Raw genomic sequence first — 26,136 nt, forward strand, 5'->3', positions numbered from 1 at the left:
CATAAAACAAGAACGGCCGCTAAGTAAGCGGCCGTTCTTGTTTTGGTCAAAATATCGTGTAGCTTTAAGATATGGATGTTCGTGCTCTCATGCCTAAAGATAAATTTGATGACAGTGGCATTGCTGACCTTAAGAAACTTTCATTTGATGACGTGAAGGATATGATCCCCGATCTGCTGGTGTGGCTTCAGGACATGAATTGGCCGGTGGCATTTTCGGTGGCGGAAGTATTAAGACCATTCACCGATAAAATAACCCCGCAGATCGTCGACATCCTCAGATCAAATGATGAAATGTGGGTCTATTGGATTTTGAACAATATCGCAAGATACTCATCAGATCCACTGGTGGTCGCGGAAATTGAGCGTATTAGGAAATTTCCTACCAAAGGCGAAATAGAGAATGGCATAGATGAACTCGCTACAGAGATTTTATTGGAATTAGATACTCGTGGGCTTGATCAAAAAATTGATAAGGTGGTGGCAGAATTAGGGTGTAATAAATAAGATCTTGATGACATGTTCAATGACGAAGGCTTAAGCACCCTCCCTGCACTTCAAATTAAACTGCTGCTTTTTACGGCATTTTTCTAATTTTGCGCTTTCATTCCATCAAAACATAAAATAGTGGAGCAAAACCAACTGACCACCGTTGAAACGGCCAAAGATCTGGGCCTGTTACCTGAAGAATTCGATCGTATCAAAGAGATACTGGGCCGCACGCCCAACTTTACCGAGCTGTCTATCTTCTCGGTGATGTGGAGCGAGCACTGCTCATACAAGAACTCGATCAAATGGTTAAAGACCCTTCCGCGCGATGGTTCACGTATGCTGGCCAAGGCCGGTGAAGAGAACGCCGGTGTGGTGGATCTGGGCGATGGTATCGGTTGTGCTTTTAAGATTGAATCACATAACCACCCTTCGGCACTGGAGCCTTACCAAGGTGCAGCAACTGGTGTGGGCGGTATCAACCGCGACATCTTTACCATGGGTGCCCGCCCGATCGCGCAGCTGAACTCATTGCGTTTCGGCAGCCTTGATCTTGACCGCACCAAATGGCTGATCAAAGGTGTGGTAAAAGGTATCGGTGATTATGGTAATGCTTTCGGCATCCCTACTGTGGGTGGCGAGCTGTTCTTTGATGAATGTTATAACGTTAATCCTTTGGTGAACGCCATGTCGGCCGGTATTTTGAAAGCTGGTGATATGGTGTCAGCCACCTCATATGGCGTGGGTAACCCGGTATACATCGTAGGATCGGCAACGGGTAAGGATGGTATACACGGTGCGGCCTTTGCTTCAAAAGATATCACCGAAGATTCGGTGAACGATCTGCCGGCCGTACAGGTGGGCGATCCATTCCAGGAAAAATTATTATTAGAAGCCAGCCTTGAGGTGATCAAGACCGGCGCTGTGGTAGGTATGCAGGATATGGGCGCCGCCGGTATCATTTGCTCCAACTCAGAGATGTCGGCCAAGGGCGAGCACGGCATGGTGATCTGGTTAGATAAGGTACCTACCCGACAGGAGAACATGAAACCGTTCGAGATCCTGTTGTCAGAATCGCAAGAGCGTATGCTGATCGTGGTGCACAAAGGCCGTGAGGCCGATGTACAGGCCGTATTTGATAAATGGGACCTAAACTGCGTACAGATCGGTGAGGTGACCGATACCAAACGCCTGGAATACTTCATGAACGGCGAGAAGGTGGCCGATGTACCTGCCGATGATCTGGTATTGGGTGGCGGTGCGCCGGTTTATGAGCGCGAGTACCGCGAGCCTGCTTACTACCAAGAATACCAAAAATTCAACATCAATGATGTGGCCGTTCCGCAAGATCTGGTGGCTGTTGCCGAACACCTGATATCGCACCCCAACATCGCCTCAAAACGTTGGGTGACCGATCAGTACGATAGCATGGTGGGTACCGCCAATATGACCACCAACCGCCCGAGTGATGCCGCCATCGTTGCCGTTAAAGGCACTAATAAGGCCATCGCCCTGACCGTTGATTGCAACTCACGTTACGTGAACGCCGACCCGCAAAAAGGCTGTGCTATTGCCGTAGCCGAAGCTGCCCGTAACATCACCTGTTCAGGTGGTGAGCCGGTGGCTATCACCAATTGCCTTAACTTTGGTAACCCATACGTGCCGGAGGTGTTCTGGCAATTCGTGGGCGCGATCAAAGGTATGGGCGAGGCCTGCCGCAAGTTCGATACCCCGGTCACTGGTGGTAATGTAAGTTTCTATAACCAATCGAGCGATGAAGGTCCGGTGTTCCCAACGCCTACTATCGGTATGCTGGGTGTGCTGGATGATATCGATACCATCATGACAGCCGACCTGAAACAACCGGGCGACCTGATCTACCTGGTAGGCGAATCACAAAACGATATCGCATCGTCACAATACCTGGCCTCATACCATAAGATACAAGCTTCGCCGGCACCATATTTTGACCTGGACAAAGAGTATGATATGCAGCAGGTGATCAAAGAGCTTATCCGCTCGAAGGCTATCCAGTCTGCACATGACGTGGCCGATGGTGGTCTGTACATCGCCTTGTTGGAGGCAGCCATGCCATTAGGCCTGGGCTTCGAGATATCTACCGATGCCGACATCCGTAAGGATGCCTTCCTGTTCGGTGAGGCACAGGGCAGGGTAGTGGTAAGCGTGTCGCCTGAAGAGCAGGAGCGCTTTACCGAGATCATGGCCACCAGCAATGTTGAGTACACCTTGTTGGGTAACGTTACCGGCGATGGTAACCTGACCGTTGACGAAGAATTGTACGGCAACGTGACCGACATTAAACTGGTTTACGATAACGTACTGCACGTAGCCCTGGGCGAATAATGCTTGCCCTGAAGCACATACACCACATTGCCATCATTTGCGCTAATTACGAGCAAAGCAAGATGTTCTATGTTGATGTGCTGGGCTTGCAGGTAGAACAAGAGATATACCGCGCCGAAAGGCGCTCATACAAGCTTGATCTGATGGTGGGCGACCGCTACCAGATCGAGCTTTTTTCATTTCCTGACCCGCCGACCCGTCCTTCGGGTCCTGAGGCGGCAGGCTTGCGTCACCTGGCCTTCGCCGTGGATGATATCGAAGCGGCTATTGCCCACTTGAACGCGCATGGAGTGGTCACCGAGCCCATCCGCGTGGATGAGCATACCCAAAAACGCTTTACCTTTTTTGCCGACCCCGATGGGTTGCCTCTTGAACTGTACGAGGAGTAGGCAGCATGTCGGTGTTCCGTTTCAAACAGTTCGACGTTGACCAAACGGGTTGCGCCATGAAGGTGAATACTGACGGCGTGCTGTTAGGCGCGATCACTGATGCCGCAAATGCTCAGCGCGTGCTGGATATCGGGGCCGGTACGGGCGTGATCGCCCTCATGCTGGCGCAGCGCTTCTCCAACTTAAGTGTCGATGCCGTTGAACTGGACGAGGTTGCCAGCAGAACGGCCACGACCAATTTTGCCGGATCGCCATTTGCCGATCGGTTACATAGTTATCATCAAAGTTTTCAAGACCATTTTAAGGATAACGCTGCAGAGAAGTACGACCTTATCGTATCTAACCCGCCGTTCTATATCAATTCTCTCCACTCTCCAGGCGCTACCCGCAAACTTGCCAAACATGCCGATCACGGCTTTTTTGAACAACTGATCACCCTGTGCCCGCAGCACTTGACCCATGAGGGCCAACTATGGCTTGTTTTGCCGATCGATACGGCTGCCCATGTAAAACGGTTGTTGAAAGACAGTAAGCTGAACGTACAACAAGTGTTCAATATCAGATCATTCCCTCATTCGGACCCTCACCGTGAGGTATTGTGTTTGGGTTTTACCAACGGCCAGATCGCTACGAGCGATCTGGCTATATATGCTGAACCAAAAGTGTATACTGATGCCTATCGCCAGTTGTTGAAAGAGTTTCTGACGATATTTTAAGCTTACTATCTCCGCTCACGATCCTAACTGCCTACTCAACACAGTAAAGTGTCTTATGGGCCGAAAAGATCGCCACCGTGCATGCGTACAGGATGCTTCACTCCGTTCAGCATGACAAGTTGGTTTAAAGAAGGCTTGTTTAAAATTTCTTATCGATCAAAGGGATCTTAATGTCTTTTCCTCTTACTGTCATACTGAGTGAAACGAAGTATCCTATACTCAATAACGGTCGCTACCATGCATGCATTCCAGATCCGATCAACCGGATAAAAGCAAAAGGCTTCCCCATGCAAGGAAGCCTTCAATATGCAGATCAAAAATGATCAGGCTTGCGGCATGGCCGACATATCCATGTACGAATATTCCCAAATATGGCCATCAAGATCGGTAAAGCCGTGTCCGTACATAAAGCCATGGTCTTGCGGGGCGCTCGGGGTGGTGGCCCCTGCGGCAACAGCCTTAGCCACTATGGCATCCACCGCCTCACGGCTATCGGCCGATAGGCAAGTGATACATTCATTGCACTTACTGGTATCGGCTATCTCGGCCTTGGTAAAGCCTTTAAAAAAAGGTTCTACCAGTAGCATCACATAAATGGTATCGCTAATGATCATGCAGGTGGCCTGCTCGTTAGTGAATTGCGGGTTAAAGGTATAACCCAGTGCAGTGAAGAAAGCCACGCTGCGGTCAAGGTCCTTTACCGGAAGATTTAAGAAGATAAGCTGTGCCATAATGTTCGGTGTTTTAGTATGATACAAACATACAGCACATTTACCGATGGTGTACTGTCCGCTACCGACAAACTAAAGGGTGTATTGCGACGATCATAACCATGATAATTTCGACATACACTTGTAGCTGACACGATCCAAAATATCCAATAGGTATTGACAGGAAGAATATTTTATATTTACTTTGTATTTGAAAGTACTTTCTAAAATTTAAAAATCAAATGTGATATGATAACAAGTAAGAATTGGATAGCATATTTTAAAGTGAACGCCGGCAAGCTGAGGATAGATTGGAGCATAGCGCCGCAATTGAGCATGAATGAGCGCTGTACCATTATCACGTCTATGCAGGCTTGGCAATTAGGAGAAACGTCGGAAGGGCGGAGCCTCATCAAAGCCGCTACACGCCACGCCGAAATGATAGGCGATGACCATTATATTGAAGCAGTACGCTTGTTCATGAAAGAGGAACAAAAGCACGGCGAGAATTTGGGCAGGTACCTGGACGCTATTGGCGAGCAGCGCATCAAAAAAAATTGGGATGATAGCTTGTTCAGGTGGGCAAGGCACATCAACACGAGTATGGAAAGCTTTACTTTGGCCGTGTTGCTGGCCGAAAGCACCGCACAGATCTATTACCAGGCTTTAAAAGATGCTACGCAGTGTACGCTTTTGAAGCAGATATGTACGGATATATTGATCGATGAAGCGCGGCACATTACTTTTCAAACCGAGCGTTTAGGCATCCTTTATGATAGCCGCAGCACTGTTGGCCGCCTATGGAGGCGTTCATTTTATCAGTTATTCTTTTACGGGGCGGCCGCATTGGTCTGGATTGCGCATCGGAAGGTTTTTAGCGCAGGAGGCAATACGTTCAAAGGGTATATGCGCAAGATCCATTATAAATATTTGCGTACGTTGCATGTGATCACTGCACCAAAGGTTTTGGCAACGCACATTAGTTTTTAGGGTCAGTAATTATGGAAAGATATTTTGTAGATGAGCGTTCGATCGTAAGGGAGATATGGGGCAAGGCCGATACCGTGCTGTTCATCTTTGCGGCTTCGGCGGCAGAGTTCGCCCTGAACAAGGCGGTGGATTGGTTGTATTTTACCGGCAAGCTGCCTGCTGATCCCTTGGGACGTTTGTTCAGCACGGTGACCTACTCAAGGCAGATCCTCTTTTCTGAATATACTGAAGCCCTTACAGCGATCGACCGTATAAGTAAGATACATGGGGCAGTGGAGCAGGCGCGTGGCAGCCAGATACCGCAATGGGCTTACCGCGATGTGCTTTTCATGCTTATCGACCATTCTATACGATCGTTTGAGGCGTTGGAGCGTAAACTTACCGATGAGGAGAAGGCTGAGGTGTTCAGCGTGTTTTACCGGGTAGGCCATCGTATGGGTATCACCGGCTTGCCTACCACCTACAGCCATTGGCGTACTATGCGAGAGGAACATTTGCAACAGAACATGATCCGCAGCCATTTTACAGTAGATCTGTACCGGCAATACCGCAAGCACTTAGGCTGGGTGCGTTACTTTTTATTGAAACAGGTACAGGTGATCATTTGCCCGCCGAGAGTGAAACAGCTACTGGGTTTACGGTCGGTCCCCATGATGAGGACGCTGCTTTGGTTGTACAAGGCAGGGCGGCAGTTCAGGTTCGATAGGCCGGTCAAACTGGTGCTATTGCCATCGGCCTATAAAGCGCAGATCGCGGCTATTGACAGTTCGCTTTAATGGAAGCTAAAGCTTTTGCATGCACCAGGTGGTCATGCAGCGCAGGTTCTGTACGTTGGTGGTCTTGATGGGTTCGTGCAAATAGGCGCCCAATTCGAGGGTATATTGCAGCAACATATCCTGGTCTACCAAATAACGTTCAGAGCCATCGGGCAACAGATAGCGTCCGTGGCCCAGATGTTCGATCAGCGGCTCGATACCCATGCTGGAGGCCAGCCGCGCAAAAAAGAAGCCGCCCCGCTTGAGCACACGCCACATGGAGCGCAACATGGCATCAAAGTGATCGTGTCCTTTGGCAAAGTGCAGCACGGCACTGCTGATCACCAGGTCAAAAGATGCGTCGGGGTAGGGTAGGTCCTCGGCATAAGCTACCTTAAAACGGTCGGCCGGGGCTTGGGGCGCTAACTGTGCGGCCAAGCCGCGCACAGCATCGATGGCCTCGGGGTTAGGGTCAATGCCATGCACCTCGAACTCGTTCTGCAAAAGATAGAACACATTGCGGCCTCCACCACAGCCTACGTCCAATACCTTGTGGCAACCTGCGTAGGTGCCTTTAAGCAACTGGTCGAACAGATAAATGTCGATGTTGCCGAACTGGTATTGGAGGCGGTTATCCATCACTACGGCTTACTGCACTTTGTAACGATACACGGTGCGGCCTACGTTGCCGTCCTTATCAAAACCTTCGATCACCACGCGATAGTTGCCTTTTCCATCAGCATTATAAAATTCAACAGATGTTGCCCCGGTGGCTTTGTCGGTCACCACACGCGGGTTCCAGTAAATGGTACTGCGCAGATCCTGACCTACCGGCTTAGGCACATCATATTTGGGCGAATAGAACTCCCGGGTGATATCATATCCTTTAGGAGTAAGCTTGGCCACACTCGGTTGCGGAAGCAGGTCCTGAAGCTCGGCCAAGCTGATCTTGTTGCCTTTTGGAGGGGTCTTGGTGTTCACCACCAGTACACCGTTGGTTTGGTTGGCGTTGTTGATCAAGCCAAGTTCGTCCTTCAAAAATATCTCTACCGATTCGATATCCTTTGCCGTAAGGCTGTTCAGGTAATTCACATCCACCGGCATACCACCAACAAATAGCGCCATCGGTACCTTACGTCCCTGGTTGTAATCGCGCGATACATAGAAGTTACCCTGGTCATAGGTAACGCCCATTAACTGTCCCTGAAAGCACATGAACAGGTTGGCGCAGGCTGAGAACCGATCGGCAGCCATCATGTGGTCAGGTATGTTGCTCAAACCCGTAAGCGCAGGATATTTGGAGTGGTCTACTGTTAAAGACGGTTTCTGCGCCTTCACGATGACCTCCTTCAGCACATGCATGGCCCCGAACTGTTTTTTGCTGTTGAGCAGGTATGGGCGCAGCGTGCTGTCGATATTGGCTACCTCGTCAGGATACAGCTTGTTCTTGTCGATCTTGGGGTATTTGTCGCCGTCCATCATCAGCATCAGGTTACGGGAGTTATAGTTGTTCTTGGCGGTGGCCACTACTTTCATCGAATCGGGGAACACCAGGTTGGTGAACTTGAAACGTCCCTCAGGATCGCTAATGGCGTTGGCCGAAAAGTATTTATCAGGGATCAGCAAGCGCACGTTACCACCTTTGAACGGCATCCCGTTGGTGGTACGCAAGGTGCCGCTGATCTCGATGCCTTGCTCGGGCAATGATTCGATAGCGGGCAGCTGACCGGCCAACACCTGGGTGTAGCTGAAACGGCGGTAGCCTTGGGTAAGCATCAATAGGTCGAGGTCGGCGTTGGTCTTGTCGCTTGGCTTGACAAAATAGTAGTTAGGCTTCTCAATGTAGCCTTTAAGGTCGGAGGTAAGCAGCAGGCTGCTCAGGATAGTGGTCTCGTTATTTTCATCCACAGGTACCTTGCTTTCATCGATCACGGCAACGGACAGGTCACCATCGACCGGTGCACCTTTTGACTTGGCGGTCACGTTCAGTTTCACCTTTTGACGGACTCCGTAGCTTGGCTTGTCGCTGGCGAGTGTCAGATTCAACGCATCATTACGGTTAACGAACACCAGGCGCTCGCTCAGCGGCAACCCAGCCGACGAGAACAGCGTGAATTGCACCACACCGGTAGGGAACTTGCTGGCCGGAATGTTGGCCGAATATACCTGCTCCCTTAAAGCGGTCTGTGCAGCAAAGCACACGGTACCCACGCTTTGCGCCATGATATAGAACGAGCGGCCTTTATTGGCCTCAAAGAACGCCGGCGAAGCCAGCATTTTGATGTTCAGGTTTTGCGGATCGATATTGCTCACACTGATGTTAAAGCCAGACGTCTGCGCTTTAGGCAGGTCATAGCTTCCTTTGGTACCATTGGCAAAGGTGAGGTTGGCCTTATAGGTCTTGCCCGCTTCGGCGGTTAACACGAATAAGCTCATACCTGCGTTCTGTGAGGTCAGTTTGGCTATCTCGGCGCCTGCATTATCTACTACAGATCCGGTATAGGCCATACCCAGGCCGCTTGAGGCTACCGCTTTGATCGCGATCTTTTGCCTTACCCCGGCCAGCAGTTCGCCCCCCTCAGGGAAGAATTGTACATCAGTATTACCCAGCACCGACCGCAAGGGAAAGGAGCGGCCCACACTTTTCTTATTCCCCAGATCGATCACCGCATTGATGTTGGCGCCGGTAAGGTCGGCCTGTTTACTGTTGGTAAAGCTGATGGTGAGCGCACCTGAGGCATCCGTAGTGCCACGGCCTTTAGCTATATCATCTGAGATGGTGGAGACCGTCCAGCTCACTTTTTTGCCGGCCTGCGGTACGCCATCCACATCTTTATAAACGATGCGCGAAGTGATCTGCAGTTGCTTGTCGGCACCGGTCTTGCTTGAGGTGATGTTCACATTCACCTCCTTATCGATTGCGCTGCCCACGGTAATGGTCTTGCTGAAAAAGTAGTCGGTGTCAAAGTTCGACATCCACTTGGTATACGCCCGCAGGTGATAATTGTCTTGGCGATAATTCAATTCTGGCAAGGGGAAGCTACCATAGGCCACACCATTACGTACAGGTAGTTTAAGCAGCTTGGTCAATGAATCGCGGCTGTTCATCAATTCCACGTAAACGACCTTACTCAACTGCGAAGGCTGCTTGAAATTATCGGTCACGTAGGCCTTGAACCAAATGGTGTCATCCACTGCATAATAAGGCTTATCAAAGTGCAGGTATACTTTTTCGACCGGCCGCGTTTTGGCCAGGTTGGATGTCTTTTCGATGATGCTGTTCAAGCTCACGCTATCGCGCTGTGCAAAAGCAGTTGAGCCAAATATAACGGACAGTAAAAGGGCAACGGTGTAACGGTATATCATTTAAAACAGTTATAGGGTGCGGTAAATATAGCATACCTGCGCATAGCAAGCCATAGGCAAGGCCCATGTTAACATATTTTTACATTAACCCTAAAGTGACAGGATTTATTGTGAGCAGAAATGATATCTGTTCGAAGGTGAGAAGCTTAGTGCACACCACGTTCGCATAAATGAAAAAAGCATGCATCTTCAGATACATGCTTTTTGTGCCCAAGACGAGATTCGAACTCGTACAACCTTACGGATGCCACCCCCTCAAGATGGTGCGTCTACCAATTTCGCCACCTGGGCTTTTTAATGCTCTTCAGCATCGGTGAAACTAAAACAGCACCCTGAAGTGCTGCTTTCTTATTCGGCGTTAACCAAGTTATAAACTTGTTTGGTGTGCCCAGGGAGAGACTCGAACTCTCAAGAGACAATTCTCAACGGCTTCTGAGACCGCAACGTTTACCAATTTCGCCACCTGGGCCGATGTTAGCTATGCTTCATTGCTGCTACACTGCTATCGGTATCGGGCTGCAAATATAGCAGTTTAGGGATACACTCCTAAATAAAAAATAAATTTTATTGGACACTGCCGATTACCTTTAATTTACGTTAAGTAACCAAAAGAAAACATGAGATACATCTTATTACTGATAGTTGGCAGCTTACTGAGCACTTCCAGCTTAAAGGCACAAACAGCTGATGCTATTTTAGGTAAATGGACCAACCCCACCGGAGAAGCACACATACTTATTTACCGCACCGGCAATACTTACAGTGGTAAACTCAACTGGTTAAAACCTTCGAACAATGAGAACCGACCGATAAACGATGTGAACAATCCAGATAAGAACCTGCGAAACAAACCGCTGCTTGGGTTGGAGCTACTGAAAGGTTTAGAGCACAAAGGGGGCGGCAGCTATGAGGAGGGCACCATTTATGACCCCAAGAACGGAAAGACCTACAGCTGCAAAATGACCCTTAACGGCGATAAGCTGAAGATCAGGGGCTACATTGGCGTATCGTTATTAGGCAGGAGTGAGGTTTGGACACGCGTTAAATAAATGGTTATGAAGCAGATCTTTCTTCTTGCGTTTATGCTCATCGCCCTCTCATTGAACGCACAAACGATCACGGTGACCGAGCAAAGCCGGTCGACCAGCATACGCGGGCTATCGGTAGTTGACGACCGTGTAGCTTGGGTAAGTGGCAGTAAAGGCAACATAGGTATCAGTACTGATGGAGGCACTACCTGGCAATGGCAGCAGGTCAAAGGATTTGAGCAAAGTGATCTTCGCGATATTGAGGCATTCTCTGACAAGGATGCCGTGGTCATGAGTTCGGGCACTCCGGCGGTGATCTTAAAGACCACTGATGGCGGCAAGACCTGGAAGGAGTGTTTCAGGAATAGTGACCAAGCTTGGTTTTTGGATGGTTTGGACTTTTACGATTCTAAGAACGGAATCGTAATGGGTGACCCGATCGATGGCAAGTTCGTGATCATGAGTACTACTGATGGTGGCGATACCTGGACGTCGCTAGATCACCGTCCCGAAGCACGGAAAGATGAAGCGGCCTTTGCCGCCAGCGGAACCACCATCAAAATGACCGGCAAGCGTTCCATTGCCATGATATCAGGAGGCTCATCGTCCAGGCTGTTCACTACTAAAGACCAGCAACATTGGTCGGTCAAAGAATTGCCTATCCTTCAGGGCCGTTCTACCACCGGAGCCTTTTCTTTCATTACGGTTAAAGACAAGTTCGTGTTCGTGGGGGGTGATTACCAGAAGAACATGCGCAAAGATTCGACAGCTTGTTACCTGCTTAAGGATGGTTCTATGCAGCTGTCCCAGCAAATGCCGGCTGGATTTCAATCGTGCGTGGAGAACTTAGATAAGAACATCCTTTTATCTACCGGTACCTCCGGCACCAACCTTAGCACAGATGGAGGCATAACTTGGAAACCGATCGACACCAATAGCTACAACGTTTGCCGGAAGGCCAAACATGGAAAACTTGTGTTGTTAGCTGGCGATAAAGGGAAGATCGCCCGGTTGAAACCATAGCATGCTGACAATAAAGTGCTTATGGTAAGTATTAAAATTTTTTGATCTTTGACTTGTACACAAAGGTTAAAAATTCTATATTTGCACCACTTTAAAGGAAACGGCAACGTTCCAATAAATGTGATGATTCCGTAGCTCAGCCGGTAGAGCATAACACTTTTAATGTTGGGGTCCTGGGTTCGAGTCCCAGCGGGATCACAAAGCCAACCCCAAGGCAGGTCAACAGCCCTTTAAAGTTATCGTTTAAAGGGCTTTTTCGTTCGGTAACTCTTCGAAGTATGTAGTTGAGCGTACGTACATAAATATGTCGCAAATAAGTTCACCACATAATTAAGATCACATAAGATCAGTGGTGGATCTTCTTTCGGGCTAAAAGCAGGTCTTCTTTATTTTCTATTGGTTTGTGGACCCAGGATCAGAGCAGCGAACAGCATCACCGGTCATAAAGAAGGAACTGCTATAAGGTCATTTGGATGACTAACGCGTACTCTCCACGGTGTAAACAAAACTACTGGCCTTGTAATATCCCAAGTTATATTCGATAGGGCGCTCTCCCTGGTCAAATACGAAGCGCTTGCGGAACAGTAGCGGACCCCCAGCGGTTATCCTTAGTTTCTCGGCAATGAAGGCATCTGAAGCCACCGCACTTATCTCTTCTTTTGATAAGGTCGCGACCACAGAATGTTCCTGCTCAAGCATCTCGTAAAGTGGACGTTTAAAATCTTCGTCACCGGTCAATCCCACACGTGGGTGAAAATAGGATACAAAGTAAACGAATGGTTCGTCAGGCCTACCTCTCACCCGTTCCATCTTGAGCACTTTACGGTCAGGCTTGATCTCGAAAAAATTGGCCAACTCCTCAGATGGATCCACCCAGGTGACATGCAATTCAAAATTACGAATGGGTATGCCTCGCAGTTTCATCTCTTGCGAGAACGATAGCCAGTTGTTCGACTTGGAACTTACCGCATTTTGAGCCACACGGGTGCCCGAGCGTTTTTTGCGGACCAGCAAGCCTTCAAAAACCAATTTGTTAAGCGACTGCCTCAATGTAGTGCGTGATATGGCAAGTTTCTTGGCCAGTTCTACTTCGTTAGGCAATACTTTACCGTTGCGATACTCATCCTCCTGGATAAGTTGTCTCAACAACATTTCTGCCTGTGCATGCAAAGGCATTGGACTTTTATGATCAATGCTGTAGTTCTTCATCATTTCGGAACACAAGTATAGCAAATTTATCTAAAAATCAATTGTACATACATAACTCAGGCATTAAGGTGCGTTCGGTCGTTAATGGTAGTAAATTAAATGTTTAAATAAATTTGTTTTATTATAAATTTATTTATGTTTGTACATATAAACTTAGCCAATTATTGACTTCTGTCAAAGTTTATAAACCGATATGCATCATGTTTGCCGATGTGTATTATGTACATACATTATAACAATATAAAATGAGTATATCTACTATCATTAGTGACACTGAGCGATCCGGCGTTTTGAACAGGAAGACCACCCAGTACCTGATGCCGCAACGCATACAAGCCGAAGAACTTGCTTCACATACCTATAATATATACCCGACCTATTCGCTGGGTAAGGGTAACATACATAACGGATATAAGACCCTTGCAGCATGGATAGCCGATCACAAAGCGGTAGTTATAGATGGTTACGTTGGGGTGCTCTGGGATGCGGTGAAGACTGGGCTGCAGCAAAACCTGGAAGCGATGGGGCTTAAGGTGAACTGGATCGAGACCGCAGACCATCTGAAAGAAGTTCAAGAAGTTGATCGCTTAGTGGAGCCCTTTATGGGTACTTATGAGTCGGTTTGGGGCACACGTTGCACCCTAAAATTGGCTGATCTTTACAACATAGATAGCTTGCAGCAGCAAGTGCCTGACGATAACGCCGATATCACTATCATATTGGGCACCGCAGCTGCACTGGCCGGTTGGGACGCGCCGCTGTTATACATCGATATGCCCAAAAATGAACTGCAGTTCAGGATGCGGGCAGGTTCCATCACCAACCTCGGTGCCGACAAGGTATTTGAGCCATTTTACATGTATAAGCGCTTTTATTTTGTGGACTGGGTACTGCTTAACGAGCACAAAAGATCCATTTTGCCGAGTGTAGCCGTGATGGCAGACGGCCAATGGCCTGACAGTATCAACTGGATGTTGGGCGAGACACTGCGCAGCGGATTGTATCGGTTAAGCCATAGCCCAGTGCGTGTGCGGCCATGGTTCGAGCCCGGTGCCTGGGGTGGGCAATGGATCAAGTCGAATATCAAAGGCGTAAATTCCGACGCGGTCAATTACGCTTGGTCCTTTGAGTTGATCGTTCCCGAGAATGGGTTAGTATTCGAAAGCGATGGTTGGTTGCTGGAGGTATCATTTGATACACTGATGTTCGGGCATGCAAAAGAAATGCTCGGCCGTCACGCGGCCGTCTTTGGCGAAGAGTTCCCGATCCGCTTCGATTTTCTCGATACGGTAAAGGGTGGAAATCTATCGATCCAATGCCATCCATCGCTTAACTACATACAAAAGCATTTTGGCGAACGGATCACGCAGGATGAGACCTATTACATTTTAGACTGTGAACCCGGTGCGCAGGTTTACCTGGGTTTTCAGGAAACGATCGATCCGGAAGAGTTCAGAAAGGCATTAGAGACCAGTCAAGCGCAAGAACAAGCATTGGTGATCGAGGACTATGTGCAGGCTCACGCCGCTCAAAAGCACGACCTGTTCCTCATCCCTAATCAAACCATTCATAGTGCCGGCGCAGGCAACCTGGTGCTCGAGATCAGTGCCACGCCTTACATATTCACCTTTAAAATGTACGATTGGCTAAGGCTTGACCTTGAGGGTAACCCACGGCCGATCAATATAGACCACGCTTTCAATAACCTTGATCTTACACGTAAAGGAGAGAAGGTGAAGGACGAGCTTATCTCAAAACAGGTGGTCATAAGTCAAGATATCGGAGCTACCGTTGTGCATTTACCTACCCACGAGCAGCATTTTTATGACGTACACCGCCTTGAGTTCGACCACCAGGTAGTGGTGAATTGTGAGGATAGCTGCCATGTGCTGATGGTGGTGGAAGGGAGGTCGGTGACCGTAAAAACGGCCGAAGGAGCAAAACAGACCTTTGCCTATGCTGAAACCTTTGTGATACCTGCCGCATGCGGCTCGTACACCCTTACCAACGACGGTCAGGAACCTGTTAAAGTGATCAAAGCATTTTTAAAATAGCGATAGGTCACTACCGGCTTGAGCTGAGGGGACGCCTGTTGTGATGCTGATATATAAGCATATAACCACCAATTATATTAACCATATGAGACCAAAATTACTTCAGAAGCTGTCGCCGCTCAAGCTGCGGGGACGTCCATCAGGCGTCGGGCTGCTCCTCTTACTGGCTTGTTGCGGCGCCAACGATGCAAGCGCGTTCAACATATCCGGCCGCACACCGATCGTAGTGACCAAAGTATTTGATACGGTGATCACGGGTCAGGTGAACGATGAAAAAGGCCAGCCTTTGCCGGGCGTTACCGTGCGGCTGCAAAACTCCCAATTAGGTACAGTGACCGATGTGAACGGCAAGTTCAGGATATCGATACCTGATGGACAGACCAACAGGAGCTTGACCTTTACTTTTATTGGCTTTGTCACGCAAACCGTGAACATTGGGCAGCAGGCGCAGGTCACGGTCACTCTTAAAGCTGATATGTCCAAAGCACTTAATGAGGTAGTGGTGGTAGGCTACGGTACACAGCGCCGCGCGACCATCAACGGAGCGATCGGTACGGTGGGCGCCCGAGACATCAATGAGAAGCCGGTGCTCAATGCAGTTCAGGCACTCCAAGGCGAATCGCCCAATCTGATCATTCAGCAAAGCACACTCGATCCGGGGGCAACACCGCTCATTAACATCAGAGGTGTGTCCACCACCGGTAACAACGATCCGTTATTGGTCATTGATGGTATCATCTCTCAATCACCGGCCGACCTTAGTTTACTTAACCCCAATGACATAGCCAGTGTTACGGTTTTGAAGGATGCTGGTGCAGCGGCCATTTATGGTTCACGTGGTGCCAATGGGGTATTGCTGGTGACCACTAAAAGCGGTAAACTCAATCAAAAGCCTACCGTTAATTACAACGGCAATTATGGATGGCAAAAGCCTAACGTATTGGTCAAAAAGGTGAACGCTGCTGATAATGCTTATTACAAGAACGAATCGCTGATCAATTCGGGGCTTCCGCCTTCGTTCACACCGGCGCAGATACAGGAATTGGCCGCTCAAGGCAACGGGACCTGGGATGTGAACCATTTGTTGTATGATGCTCCTCAACTTTCGCAGAATGTGAGTGTAAGCGGCGGGGGAGAGACCAGCACCTACTTTTTGTCGGCCGGCTACCTGAACCAGTTAAGCAACTTTATTGGTAACGGCGGCAGTGGTAACAAGTTCGGGTTTCAAAAATATAACCTGAGGTTGAACCAGTCAACTATCATTGGCCGTTTCAAATTGACGGGCATACTCGAGTACACCAAATCACGCAACAAGACGAACAGCGTAGGCAACAATAACATTTTTGCTGATGCCAACCGTGTTCCTTATAACTACAATTGGCAAGACGAGAACGGCAACTACCTGACCAACCCCATCGCATCGCAGTATAACGAGTATGGTGTATTAGAGAAAGGTGGTTTCAACCAGGCAGATAATGACCGTATTTTCGGTAACCTTACCGGTGCACTCAATATCACCAAAGCACTCACGTTAACCGGTGTGTTCGGCGGTACCATCCAAAACAACGGCAACTTTTTCAGAAGGACGCAGGTCAACTATTTGCCTGCAGGTGTTTACGGTAACGATCTTACTACGTTCGATAATAACTCCAAATCACATTCTTTCAATACACAGTTATATTTGAACTATAACAGATCGTTCCAGCAGCATAATTTAAGCGCAACGCTGGGCGTATCGAGCGAGATCAATAGCCAGCGCGGATTTCAGCTACAAAAAACGTTGACCGACCCATTCTTTGGCAACGCAACTACCGGTACGCTGATCGATGCTACCAACTCCTACAACAGTATAGCCATCCAGGCCAACAGCCTTCAATCAGCTTTCGGCAGGGTGAGTTATGATTATAAGAGCCGCTACTTCCTCGACTTCGTCTTCCGTAATGACGTATCGTCCAAATTTGCCAAAGGCGAGCGCAGTGGCTTCTTCCCGTCGGTCAATGCAGGTTACCTCATATCTGACGAGGATTTTATGGAGCCATTACGCAAAACGTTGAACAGTTTAAAGATAAGGGCCACCTACGGTGTAGTGGGTAACAACCAAACAGCTGGGAATTATACCTACCTGACCACATACTTTAATTACCCCGGAGCTTATGGTTATAATGGCGTTATCCAAGGCGGTGCAGGTACCAATCTATCCAATCCGATATTGACCTGGGAGCGGGCCGCTACCATTAACGCAGGTGTCGACTTTGGGTTGTTCCAAAATAAGTTGACAGGTTCCTTTGACTATTTTGATAAGACCACCCGCGATATACAGCAAACCCCACTTGATGTGCCCAGCATTTTTGGCGCAGCGCCACCTACGGCTAATGTTGCCAAGGTACAGAACCGGGGATGGGAAGCGCAATTGACCTATACTTTGAGGTCGGCCAAGGTGGTACAAAGTTTTAGTGCCAACATTGGTAATACCCAGAACAAGTTGCTGCAACTTACCGGAAACACTCAACAGATCATTTATAACCAGGATGTTTACCAGTTGATACGCCGTGTTGGTGAACCTCTCACCCAATACTACGGCTATCAGACCGACGGTTATTTCCAGAATCAGGCCGATGTGAACAATTTGCCTAAGCCCGCAGGCGCGATCGTAGGTCCTGGCGATATCAAGTTCAAAGACCTTAATGGCGATGGTAAGATAGATGATAATGATAAAAAGGTGATCGGTAACCCGTTCCCGCACTACACTTTTGGCTTTACTTACCGTATCGCCGTGGCCGGATTTGATGCGACCGTATTCATACAAGGTGTGGGTCAGCGTGATGCATTCATCAGGGGCGAACTGGTAGAGCCCTTCCATTACAATTACGGCCAAACGCTTTACGAGCACATGACCAACTATTGGACCCCTTCTAACACCGATGCACGGTATCCGCGACTGGCCGCCATCGGGTCACCGTCGAACACGAATAACTGGCGCAACGGGTCAGACGTGTATCGGTACAATGCTGCTTATGCAAGACTTAAGAACGTAAATATCGGGTACACATTACCGGCCGAGTTGACCCGTAAAGCTGGCATACAGCGCGTAAGGGTGTCTGCCATTGGCCAGAACCTGTTCACGCTGTCAAAGCTCAAATTCATCGACCCTGAGACCACTGAGTTCGGGAACAGTGTAAGCCCGACCACCAACAACGGTACCACAGGCTCTAATAGTGCAAGAAACTACCTGCTGCCAATATTCATAGGAGCCGGTCTTGACATCACCTTCTAACTATTACAAAAAGGATCATGAAACACCTTACAAAATACTTTGCGATCACAACACTGATATTGGTCAGCAGTTGCCGCAAGCTGGATGTAGCACCAACTGACGCCTACTCGATACTTAATTTCTGGACGGCCGATGCCAACGTTTATAATGCCTTGAACAACAACTACAGCCTCATGTACAACAGCGGTCTGTACTTTGGTGCCGAAGGCCTGTCAGATAACGCTTACTCGCAGAACAATAACGACCTGATACAGATCGCCAGTGGCAATGCCAATTCGTTGACATCTAAATTTGCCGGCGATTGGGCCTATTACTACAGCACCATCAAATCATGTAACCAATTTCTGGCCAATGTTGATCAGAACACCACACTTGGAGCGGCCACCCTTGACCGCCTGAAAGCCGAGACCCGATTCATTCGTGCTTTCGAGCACTTCAATCTGACCAAATGGTATGGTGATGTGCCGCTCGTAACCAAAGATATTACCCAAGAGGAGGCCAAGACCATCAGTAAAACGCCAAAAGCGCAAGTGATCGAGTTCGTGCTGAACGAGCTCAAAGCCATCGTACCAGCGCTACCATCTAAAGATCAATTACCTGCGGCAGAGAATGGGCGCATCACCAAGGGTGCCGCACTGGCGCTTCAAGCACGCGTGTTGCTATACCAAGGCAACCGTATGGCCGAAGTGGTCACTGCTTGCGAAGCCTTGATGAATAACGCGGGCACTAACGGCACTTATTCACTGGCATCTAATTACGGCAGCATTTTTAGCGATCCCAACGTTAGTCGCAATAATTCGGAAACCATACTGTCCCTTCAATATGTGCCAGCGACCACCCGCACCTGGACCGACTTTTGGGACTTTGCGCCTAACAGTGTGGGCGGTCGTGTGAATGCGCTTGCACCTACGCAAGAACTGGTAGATGATTACATTATGCTCAACGGCCGTGGGATCACCGAGGCTGGTTCGGGTTATGATGAGAATAACCCTTATGCCAACCGTGACCCTCGATTGACCGCTACCGTGGTGTACGACCGTTACAATTGGAACAATGGCGGTGGGGTAAATGGCACCAGTAAGGTGATCTACATCAAGCCTGGAAGCGATCCCACCCGTCCGGGTCCCGACGAATATTCGGCCGGGAGGCAAAGCTCATCGCCTACGGGGTATTACTGGCGCAAATATTTTGACCCGTCAGCATTGACCGGCTTTACATCAGGTAATAACCTGCATCTATTCCGTTACGCCGAAATATTGCTTGACTATGCCGAAGCCAAGAACAGCTTAGGACAAATGACCGCCACCGTATGGAACCAGACCATTGGCGCGTTACGCACCCGGGCAGGTTTCACAGATCCGGGCGCTTTAAGTTATCCGGGTGGAGATGTTACCAACATCATCAGGCGTGAACGCCGTGCTGAGTTAGCCTTAGAAGGCATCCGTATAGATGACATTCGCCGCTGGCGTACTGCCGAGACGGTGTTGAACAGGTATGTGCATGGCGCTAAATTTTCGGGTGACCCTACTACCGATAACGGTTACATCAGGGTACAGCTACGGCGCTTCAACCCAAGCCGCGATTACTTATGGGCCATACCCAGCGGTGATCAGAGCCTGAACGCACAACTCACCCAAAACCCAGGGTACTAAACTTGAACCACCAATTACCTAAAACCAAAAATGAGAAGAATAAGCTTTACCACCATGATGGCCTTGCTGGCCGTCATGGCTATCGTATCCTGTAAAAAGGATACCCGTGCGCTGGATGATCAGCTTACCGCAGTAGGCACGCTATCTGCTCCGGCTAACGCCACAACGCTTAAGTTACAACCCGGCGGCAGCAGTGTTCCATTCAGTTGGAGCGCTGCGAGTGCGGCCAGCGGTGGCGTAGTGCTATATGAAGTGGTGTTTGATAAGGCCGATGGCAACTTCAGCAAACCTGTGTACCGGATACTCGCCGATGGCTCGGGCGCGCAAACGCAGGCCACCATCCCCCAAGATACATTGAACAAGATCGCCTCACTGGCCGGGATCGGTTCTTTAGGTACGGGCACGCTCAAATGGACCATTATGGCGTCAAAAGCCACCAACGTACAGGTCACTGGAAGTGCCAATACAATCCAGATCACAAGGCCCGCCGGTTTTGCCGTACCACCCAATACCTTATACTTAACAGGCTCGGGTACCGAAGCAGGCGCGACCGACCTGTCGAAGGCAATTACCTTTAAACAAACCGCTCCGGGAGTGTTCGAACTGTACACCTCACTACAAGCCGGTACATACCAGTTCAGTGACAAGGCGGCCGATGCTGGTGCGCGTTATTATCTTGATGCAAGCGGTACCATACAACAGGGTAACCAAACTATCACTGTCGGCACGGCAGGCCCTTATCGCATCAGATTGAATTTTAACGTGGCTACAAGTAACGTTGTAAGTATCCAGTCGATGGGGTTATTCATGTCGGCTTATAATACCGAGATAGGGCAGCTAACATACACTGGTAACAGTACCTGGAGCAACGCCCGTATCCCGGTCGAGTTCTACCAGTTCTCGTGGGGACGTGACGAGCGTTACAAGTTCGTGATGCACACATCAGCCGGGTTAGAATACTTTGGAAGTGTTAACGTCAACAACGTAGCGCCATCAGGTCAGCCTGCCAGCTATTTCAACCTGCTTCCGGTCAGTAACGCACAATGGGATAATACTTTCAAATTCGATCCATCTATTGATAAGCGTAACGCAAAGGTGGATGTTTATTTTAAACCGAACAGTACTTACACCCACACCGCGACAGCGGTCAATTGATACAGCTATCTGATCTTTAAACAACAGCATGATGCTTACAATTGCCTTATGGTGATGGTAAGCATTGATCAATATCTTAACCTATGAGAACAAAGTATTACAACTGGGTCTTGGCGCTAAGCCTGCTATTGGCATCGTGCAGCAAGTCAGATAATGGCGCGCCCGAAGGCAGTGGGAACGGAAGTGGCAACAATGGCGGTTCAGGGGGCAACCCGGTCACCGAGTCGGTATATCTGACCAATGCAAAAGCTACCCGCGCATATATAAAAGCGGGTTATGCTACATCCTTTGGTAGCTACCGGGTAAACACCACTACTAATACCAACAGCGCTTTCGAATGGTATGTGGCCAGTCACTTATATGCTGATGCGTCCATGGTAGCCGCCGGCGATGCAAGTTACCTTGAGCCGATGAACGGTACCTTCGCCTGGCTGACCAAATTGGAAGACAAGGCCGACCCCAATGGCGGATACTTTGCTTACGCCAACCTGGATGGTTCAGGGGCGGCAGGCGTAAAATATGTTGATGATAACGCATTGACAGGTATGGCGTACTTAGACGCCTATAATGTGACGACAGGAACCACCAAAGCCAGTTATTTAAGCGCTGCTGAAGCCTGTGCCCGATGGTTGATCAAAAGCGGACAGTGGGACAACACCTTTAACGGTGGATTTTGGTGGACCACCGAAAAGACCGTGAAGCCGACCCAATCGAATGCGCTGGCCATGCAGCTTTTTGCGCGGTTATATAAACTTACTGGCATCGCGCAATACAAAGAATGGGCAGTAATGGTGGATAATTGGCTTAACGCGCAGATGTACGATAGCACAACAGGGCTTTACATTTGGCAGATCGAAAAGAACGGCGTGAAGAACGCTGTAAAATTCACTTACGATAACGCCATCATGGTAGAAGCCGAATTACTTTTTGCAGATGCCATGAATGATAACACGTACAAGACCAAAGCCCAGGCTTTGGGTAATGCCATGATCAGGGGGCTTTGGGACAAAAGCTACAACGTATTCATCTTCAATACCAGCGACCTGCGCGTTAACGGTTGTTACAGCAGTTGGGCTACGCAAGCCATGATCAAGCTCTATGAGCTGGACAATAACAGCAATTGGCTTACCTATGCCAAGGCGAACGTTGATGCCATCAATGTGATCTTGAAGAATACCGCCTCCAATGGTTATTATCAGTATGCAGGCCTCAACGGTGCCGGTAGGTATACCAATTTAGAAGGGGTAGATCAGGCATGGATGCAACGCGTACAGGTCATGTTATCAAAATACAGATAGTCACATCAGGAAATTCATAGTAATTATTGCACAAATAAATGGTTCAAAGATATTTTCAAAAGGCCGCTCTGGTCGTTGCTCTATTAGCTGGTGGCCGGGCAAAGGCGCAAGATGTTTTGCAGTACGTTGACCCGGGGATCGGCACCGCGCACAGCCGTTGGTTCTTTTTTACGCCGGCCGCTGTACCGGGTGGTATGGCCAAACTGGCACCATCAACTAATGGGCATTATGGAAATGCCCAAGGGTGGGAGGCTGTAGGATATGATGTAAGGCACAAGTCAATTGAGGGCTTTGTACACTTTCATGAGTGGCAGGTAGGCGGTGTCAGCTTTATGCCCACCACCGGCCCGCTAAAGGTTGTTCCCGGGCAACTGGACGAGCCTGGAAGTGGATACCGTTCGGCTTTTGATCATAAAAATGAGATAGCGCAAGCAGGTTATTACAAGGTAAAGCTTGATGATCACCAGATCACAGCAGAATTGACCGCCACCAAGCGTGTCGGTTTTCACCGCTACACTTTTCCAAGTTCAACTCAGGCGCACGTGATCTTAGATATCGGACGTAAGCAAGGGGAAAGTGGCGAGGTCACTGATGCGAAGGTTCGCATGGTCGACGCTACCCATTTTGCGGGCTATGTGATCACCTATCCAAAATACGTTGCCAGCTATGACCCGCAAGGGAAGGTGGCCATGTACTTTTACGGTCAGTTAGATAAGGCTCCTGCATCGGTAACGGCCTTTACAAAGGAAGGTACGCGTGCAGGTGAAAGAACAGCAAAAGGTGAAGGCGCAGGTTTAGCATTGAATTACAGCACCTGGTCAGGCGAAAAGTTGGAGATCAAGGTAGGCTTGAGCTATACCTCTATCGCTAACGCCAGGACGAACCTGGCGGCCGAAGCGGCTAACCTCAACTTTGACGGCGCATTACAACAGGCGCGCACGGTTTGGCGCAGAGAGCTTGGCAAATTACAGGTAGAAAGCCCGGTAAAAGCTAACAAGATGAAATTTTATACCGGATTGTATCATGCCTTGTTAGGACGTGGCCTGGCCAGTGATGTGAACGGCGCTTATCCTAAACATCCCGCAACGGTTGGTCAGCTTGATAAACAAGAGCAGAGATACGGCTATATTAACACGGATGCTATCTGGGGCGGATATTGGAACCTTACTCAGCTATGGTCATTATCCTACCCTGAGTGGTACGCACGTTTTGTGACCACGCAACTACGGCTTTATAAAGACAAAGGGTGGTTCGGAGATGGTTTAGCCAACAGCGAATACGCATCGGGTGTGGGTACCAACTTTGTAGGCTTGGCCATAGCTGGCGCCTATCAGGCAGGTATACGCGACTATGATGTGTCATTAGCCTACGAGTCAGTGAAGAACAATGAGTTAGGATGGAAAGGCAGGCCGGTAGGGTCAGGTAAAATGGATACCAAAGCGTTCATTCGCTACGGCTATATCCCGCACCTCGATGGTGATGGAAGGAACTTTGTAACAGACTCAACAGGTTCCAATTTTTCGGCCTCACATACATTGGAATACAGTTTCAGCGCGTTTGCAGCCGCTCAAATGGCCAAAGCATTGGGCAAGAACAATGAGTACCAAGAACTTATCAAGTATGCCAGCGGTTGGCAGCACTTGTTCAACCCTGCCAACAAACTAATTCAACCCAAAACCGCCGAAGGTAAATTCATTGACAAATTTGATCCGTTACAGCCGTGGCGTGGTTTCCAGGAGGGAAATGCCACACAGTATACCTTTTATGTACCTCAAAACCCCAAAGCACTGATCAAGGCGGTAGGCGATTCAAGTTTTAATAACAAGCTCAACAGCATATTTGAAGCATCTTCAAAAAATGATTTTGGCGGTGGTAAAACGATCGATGCTTTTGCCGGGATCAACGCGCTGTATAATCAAGGTAATCAACCTAACCTTCATATAGGCTGGCTATTTAACTTTTCGGGCAAACCGTGGCTAACGCAAAAGTGGATACGCCAGATCTGTGACAACTTTTACGGCACCGAACCTATTCACGGTTATGGCTATGGGCAGGATGAAGACCAGGGGCAGTTAGGCTCATGGTATGTACTGGCCTCGCTTGGGCTGTTCGATGTTAAAGGCTTTACCGACCTGCGCCCGATCGTTCAATTTGGGGGGCCACTGTTCAGCCGGGCAACGATACGATTAGGCAACGGTAAGGTGTTGCAGATCGAAGCGACAAATACCTCTGAAAAGAACTGTTACGTACAGAGCCTCACCTTTAACGGAAAGCCCATAAAAAACTGTTGGATGTACCTTGATCAGCTTAAAAATGGTGGCAAGCTGACCTTTGTAATGGGCAGCCGACCCAATAAGAACTGGGGAGTTGCCGAACCGCCACCATCGATACAATAACCTATGAAGCATCACCTATCGTAAAACCATATTGATCATTTGATATGCTTTATAAAAAATTAGGCTTTGTATTGTGTTTGAGCGTTGGTTTAGCACTTTTCAACTACGCTAAAGCGCAGCAGGCAGATGGGGAAAAGTACCTTCAACGCGCTGAGCAAATATATCATATCGTGTGGCAGCGCTACCGCGTTCCGGCTTACACAGGTTTGTTCAAAGAGAATTATCCGGATAATAAAAGGGATTCGTTAAGCTATATGCAGGGTGGTGGCGTAGCTGAAAAGAGGGTGAGTTTTTTATGGCCTCTTTCAGGCGTACTATCATCCACTAATGCACTTATGCATGTTTCGGAAAGTTTCCGTAGCAAGTACAAAAAGCATCTGGATACCTTGATACAAGGTGTTGAGTTGTACGGCGATGCCAAGCGGCAGCCTTTCGGTTATCAGGCCTATCCCACCCAGTTCGAAAAAGCTGACCGTTATTATGATGACAACGGGTTGGTAGGCATCGATTATATGGAGGCTTTTTTTGTTACACACAACCCAACTTATCTTGAACGTGCCAAGCAGGTGTTCAAATTTATTGAAAGCGGCTGGAACAACGAAGCAGGTGGTGGTGTGACCTGGCTGGAGGGTCATAAAGACCAAAAGCCGGCCTGTTCTAACGGCATGGCTACTTTAACGGCACTGAAGATCTATCAAGGCTGTAAGGAGAAAGCATACCTGGACGCAGGTAGGCGCTATTATAATTGGATGTACACGGCCCTAAGGGATACCAACGGCATCATCGCCAACGATATCAAAACCAAGGATGGTAAGATCAACCCTGTTTACTGGACGTATAACACCGGGTCGATGATCGAGGCCGCAATTCTGCTTTACAGATTTACCGGCGATAAAAAGTATCTCATGCAAGGTAAGCAGCTGGCGGCCGACAGTTACAGATACTTTTCTGCACGGTCAAAAGATGCCAATTTACCTATCGCTATCGACCTGCCATGGTTCGTTACGGTACTGTTTAGAGGGTATGCTGCCCTTTATCAAATTGATAGTGACTATCGATATATCGGCGCCATCGAGAAGGCGTTGAACTATGCCTGGGAACACTCACGTGACCAGTATGGATTGCTCACGCATACTTGGCTACCCGATGCAGAAGGTCTCAGGAAACCCAAGTGGCTACTCGATGAAGCTTGTATCGCCGAATTATATACCCGGCTCGGTATGCTTAGGCCGAAGGTAAGTGGTCACAAAGCTCACAACTAATACGAAC

19 protein-coding genes and 3 tRNA genes are annotated in these 26,136 nt (G+C 48.8%); 16 read left to right on the forward strand and 6 right to left on the reverse strand.

All coding sequences use genetic code 11. The features are described 5' to 3' along the window. The first annotated feature begins 71 nt into the window (after positions 1 to 71). From LLH06_RS05910 to LLH06_RS05925, 4 genes are all read left to right on the forward strand, one after another. Positions 72 to 506, forward strand: a complete 435-nt coding sequence (locus tag LLH06_RS05910) for a DUF5071 domain-containing protein (protein ID WP_228172341.1) — start codon at positions 72 to 74, stop codon at positions 504 to 506. A gap of 120 nt (positions 507 to 626) precedes the next feature. After that, complete coding sequence (purL, locus tag LLH06_RS05915; RefSeq protein WP_228172342.1) at positions 627 to 2,852, forward strand: phosphoribosylformylglycinamidine synthase subunit PurL; 2,226 nt, start codon at positions 627 to 629, stop codon at positions 2,850 to 2,852. Then, positions 2,852 to 3,241: an SMU1112c/YaeR family gloxylase I-like metalloprotein gene (gene gloA2, locus LLH06_RS05920; RefSeq protein ID WP_228172343.1), complete on the forward strand. Its 390-nt coding sequence runs from the start codon at positions 2,852 to 2,854 to the stop codon at positions 3,239 to 3,241. Before purL ends, gloA2 begins: the two co-directional genes overlap by 1 nt. A gap of 5 nt (positions 3,242 to 3,246) precedes the next feature. Further along, positions 3,247 to 3,957 carry a tRNA1(Val) (adenine(37)-N6)-methyltransferase gene (locus tag LLH06_RS05925; protein WP_228172344.1) on the forward strand — a complete coding sequence of 237 codons (711 nt, stop codon included), beginning with the start codon at positions 3,247 to 3,249 and terminating at the stop codon, positions 3,955 to 3,957. A gap of 323 nt (positions 3,958 to 4,280) precedes the next feature. Here the strand turns inward: LLH06_RS05925 and LLH06_RS05930 are convergent, their stop codons facing one another. After that, entirely contained in the window at positions 4,281 to 4,688 is a 408-nt protein-coding gene (locus LLH06_RS05930) for a VOC family protein (protein WP_228172345.1), read from the reverse strand. 228 nt (positions 4,689 to 4,916) lie between these two features. Between LLH06_RS05930 and LLH06_RS05935 the strand changes: the two genes are divergently transcribed. Beyond that, complete coding sequence (locus LLH06_RS05935; protein WP_228172346.1) at positions 4,917 to 5,657, forward strand: ferritin-like domain-containing protein; 741 nt, start codon at positions 4,917 to 4,919, stop codon at positions 5,655 to 5,657. A gap of 11 nt (positions 5,658 to 5,668) precedes the next feature. Then, complete coding sequence (locus tag LLH06_RS05940; protein ID WP_228172347.1) at positions 5,669 to 6,433, forward strand: oxygenase MpaB family protein; 765 nt, start codon at positions 5,669 to 5,671, stop codon at positions 6,431 to 6,433. A gap of 6 nt (positions 6,434 to 6,439) precedes the next feature. Here the strand turns inward: LLH06_RS05940 and LLH06_RS05945 are convergent, their stop codons facing one another. The 4 genes from LLH06_RS05945 to LLH06_RS05960 all read right to left on the reverse strand — a co-directional run bounded on the left by LLH06_RS05945 (position 6,440) and on the right by LLH06_RS05960 (position 10,247). Continuing rightward, a complete protein-coding gene (locus LLH06_RS05945; RefSeq protein WP_228172348.1) occupies positions 6,440 to 7,051 on the reverse strand; it encodes a class I SAM-dependent methyltransferase in 612 nt (203 codons plus the stop codon). Positions 7,052 to 7,060: 9 nt separating this feature from the next. Then, positions 7,061 to 9,778, reverse strand: a complete 2,718-nt coding sequence (locus LLH06_RS05950; protein WP_228172349.1) for a carboxypeptidase-like regulatory domain-containing protein — start codon at positions 9,776 to 9,778, stop codon at positions 7,061 to 7,063. A 207-nt stretch (positions 9,779 to 9,985) separates the two neighbouring features. After that, a tRNA-Leu gene (locus LLH06_RS05955) sits at positions 9,986 to 10,069 on the reverse strand. A gap of 94 nt (positions 10,070 to 10,163) precedes the next feature. Then, positions 10,164 to 10,247 (reverse strand) — tRNA-Leu (locus LLH06_RS05960). Between the two features lie 148 nt (positions 10,248 to 10,395). Between LLH06_RS05960 and LLH06_RS05965 the strand changes: the two genes are divergently transcribed. The 3 genes from LLH06_RS05965 to LLH06_RS05975 all read left to right on the forward strand — a co-directional run bounded on the left by LLH06_RS05965 (position 10,396) and on the right by LLH06_RS05975 (position 12,027). After that, positions 10,396 to 10,827: a DUF2147 domain-containing protein gene (locus LLH06_RS05965; protein WP_228172350.1), complete on the forward strand. Its 432-nt coding sequence runs from the start codon at positions 10,396 to 10,398 to the stop codon at positions 10,825 to 10,827. Between the two features lie 33 nt (positions 10,828 to 10,860). Then, positions 10,861 to 11,829 carry a WD40/YVTN/BNR-like repeat-containing protein gene (locus LLH06_RS05970; protein ID WP_228172351.1) on the forward strand — a complete coding sequence of 323 codons (969 nt, stop codon included), beginning with the start codon at positions 10,861 to 10,863 and terminating at the stop codon, positions 11,827 to 11,829. A gap of 125 nt (positions 11,830 to 11,954) precedes the next feature. Then, positions 11,955 to 12,027: transfer RNA gene (locus LLH06_RS05975), tRNA-Lys, on the forward strand. Between the two features lie 279 nt (positions 12,028 to 12,306). Here LLH06_RS05975 and LLH06_RS05980 read toward each other — a convergent pair. After that, on the reverse strand, positions 12,307 to 13,041 hold the full coding sequence (locus tag LLH06_RS05980; protein ID WP_228172352.1) for a GntR family transcriptional regulator: 735 nt from the start codon (positions 13,039 to 13,041) through the stop codon (positions 12,307 to 12,309). Between the two features lie 242 nt (positions 13,042 to 13,283). On the opposite strand from LLH06_RS05980, the gene LLH06_RS05985 reads away from it, so the two are divergent. The 7 genes from LLH06_RS05985 (at position 13,284) to LLH06_RS06015 (ending at position 26,129) form a co-directional block, all read left to right on the forward strand. Next, positions 13,284 to 15,092, forward strand: coding sequence for a class I mannose-6-phosphate isomerase (locus LLH06_RS05985; protein ID WP_228172353.1), 1,809 nt, complete (start codon positions 13,284 to 13,286; stop codon positions 15,090 to 15,092). Between the two features lie 85 nt (positions 15,093 to 15,177). Then, positions 15,178 to 18,366: a SusC/RagA family TonB-linked outer membrane protein gene (locus LLH06_RS05990; protein ID WP_228172354.1), complete on the forward strand. Its 3,189-nt coding sequence runs from the start codon at positions 15,178 to 15,180 to the stop codon at positions 18,364 to 18,366. A 17-nt stretch (positions 18,367 to 18,383) separates the two neighbouring features. Further along, complete coding sequence (locus tag LLH06_RS05995) at positions 18,384 to 20,018, forward strand: RagB/SusD family nutrient uptake outer membrane protein (RefSeq protein WP_228172355.1); 1,635 nt, start codon at positions 18,384 to 18,386, stop codon at positions 20,016 to 20,018. A 30-nt stretch (positions 20,019 to 20,048) separates the two neighbouring features. After that, positions 20,049 to 21,173 (forward strand): SusE domain-containing protein, encoded by a 1,125-nt coding sequence (locus tag LLH06_RS06000; protein ID WP_228172356.1) that lies wholly within the window; start codon positions 20,049 to 20,051, stop codon positions 21,171 to 21,173. An 83-nt stretch (positions 21,174 to 21,256) separates the two neighbouring features. Further along, entirely contained in the window at positions 21,257 to 22,471 is a 1,215-nt protein-coding gene (locus LLH06_RS06005) for a glycoside hydrolase family 76 protein (RefSeq protein WP_228172357.1), read from the forward strand. Positions 22,472 to 22,509: 38 nt separating this feature from the next. Continuing rightward, entirely contained in the window at positions 22,510 to 24,867 is a 2,358-nt protein-coding gene (locus LLH06_RS06010; protein WP_228172358.1) for a GH92 family glycosyl hydrolase, read from the forward strand. A 44-nt stretch (positions 24,868 to 24,911) separates the two neighbouring features. Further along, positions 24,912 to 26,129 (forward strand): glycoside hydrolase family 76 protein, encoded by a 1,218-nt coding sequence (locus LLH06_RS06015; RefSeq protein WP_228172359.1) that lies wholly within the window; start codon positions 24,912 to 24,914, stop codon positions 26,127 to 26,129. Positions 26,130 to 26,136: the final 7 nt, after the last annotated feature.

Source organism: Mucilaginibacter daejeonensis (genome assembly GCF_020783335.1).
Lineage (GTDB): Bacteria > Bacteroidota > Bacteroidia > Sphingobacteriales > Sphingobacteriaceae > Mucilaginibacter > Mucilaginibacter daejeonensis.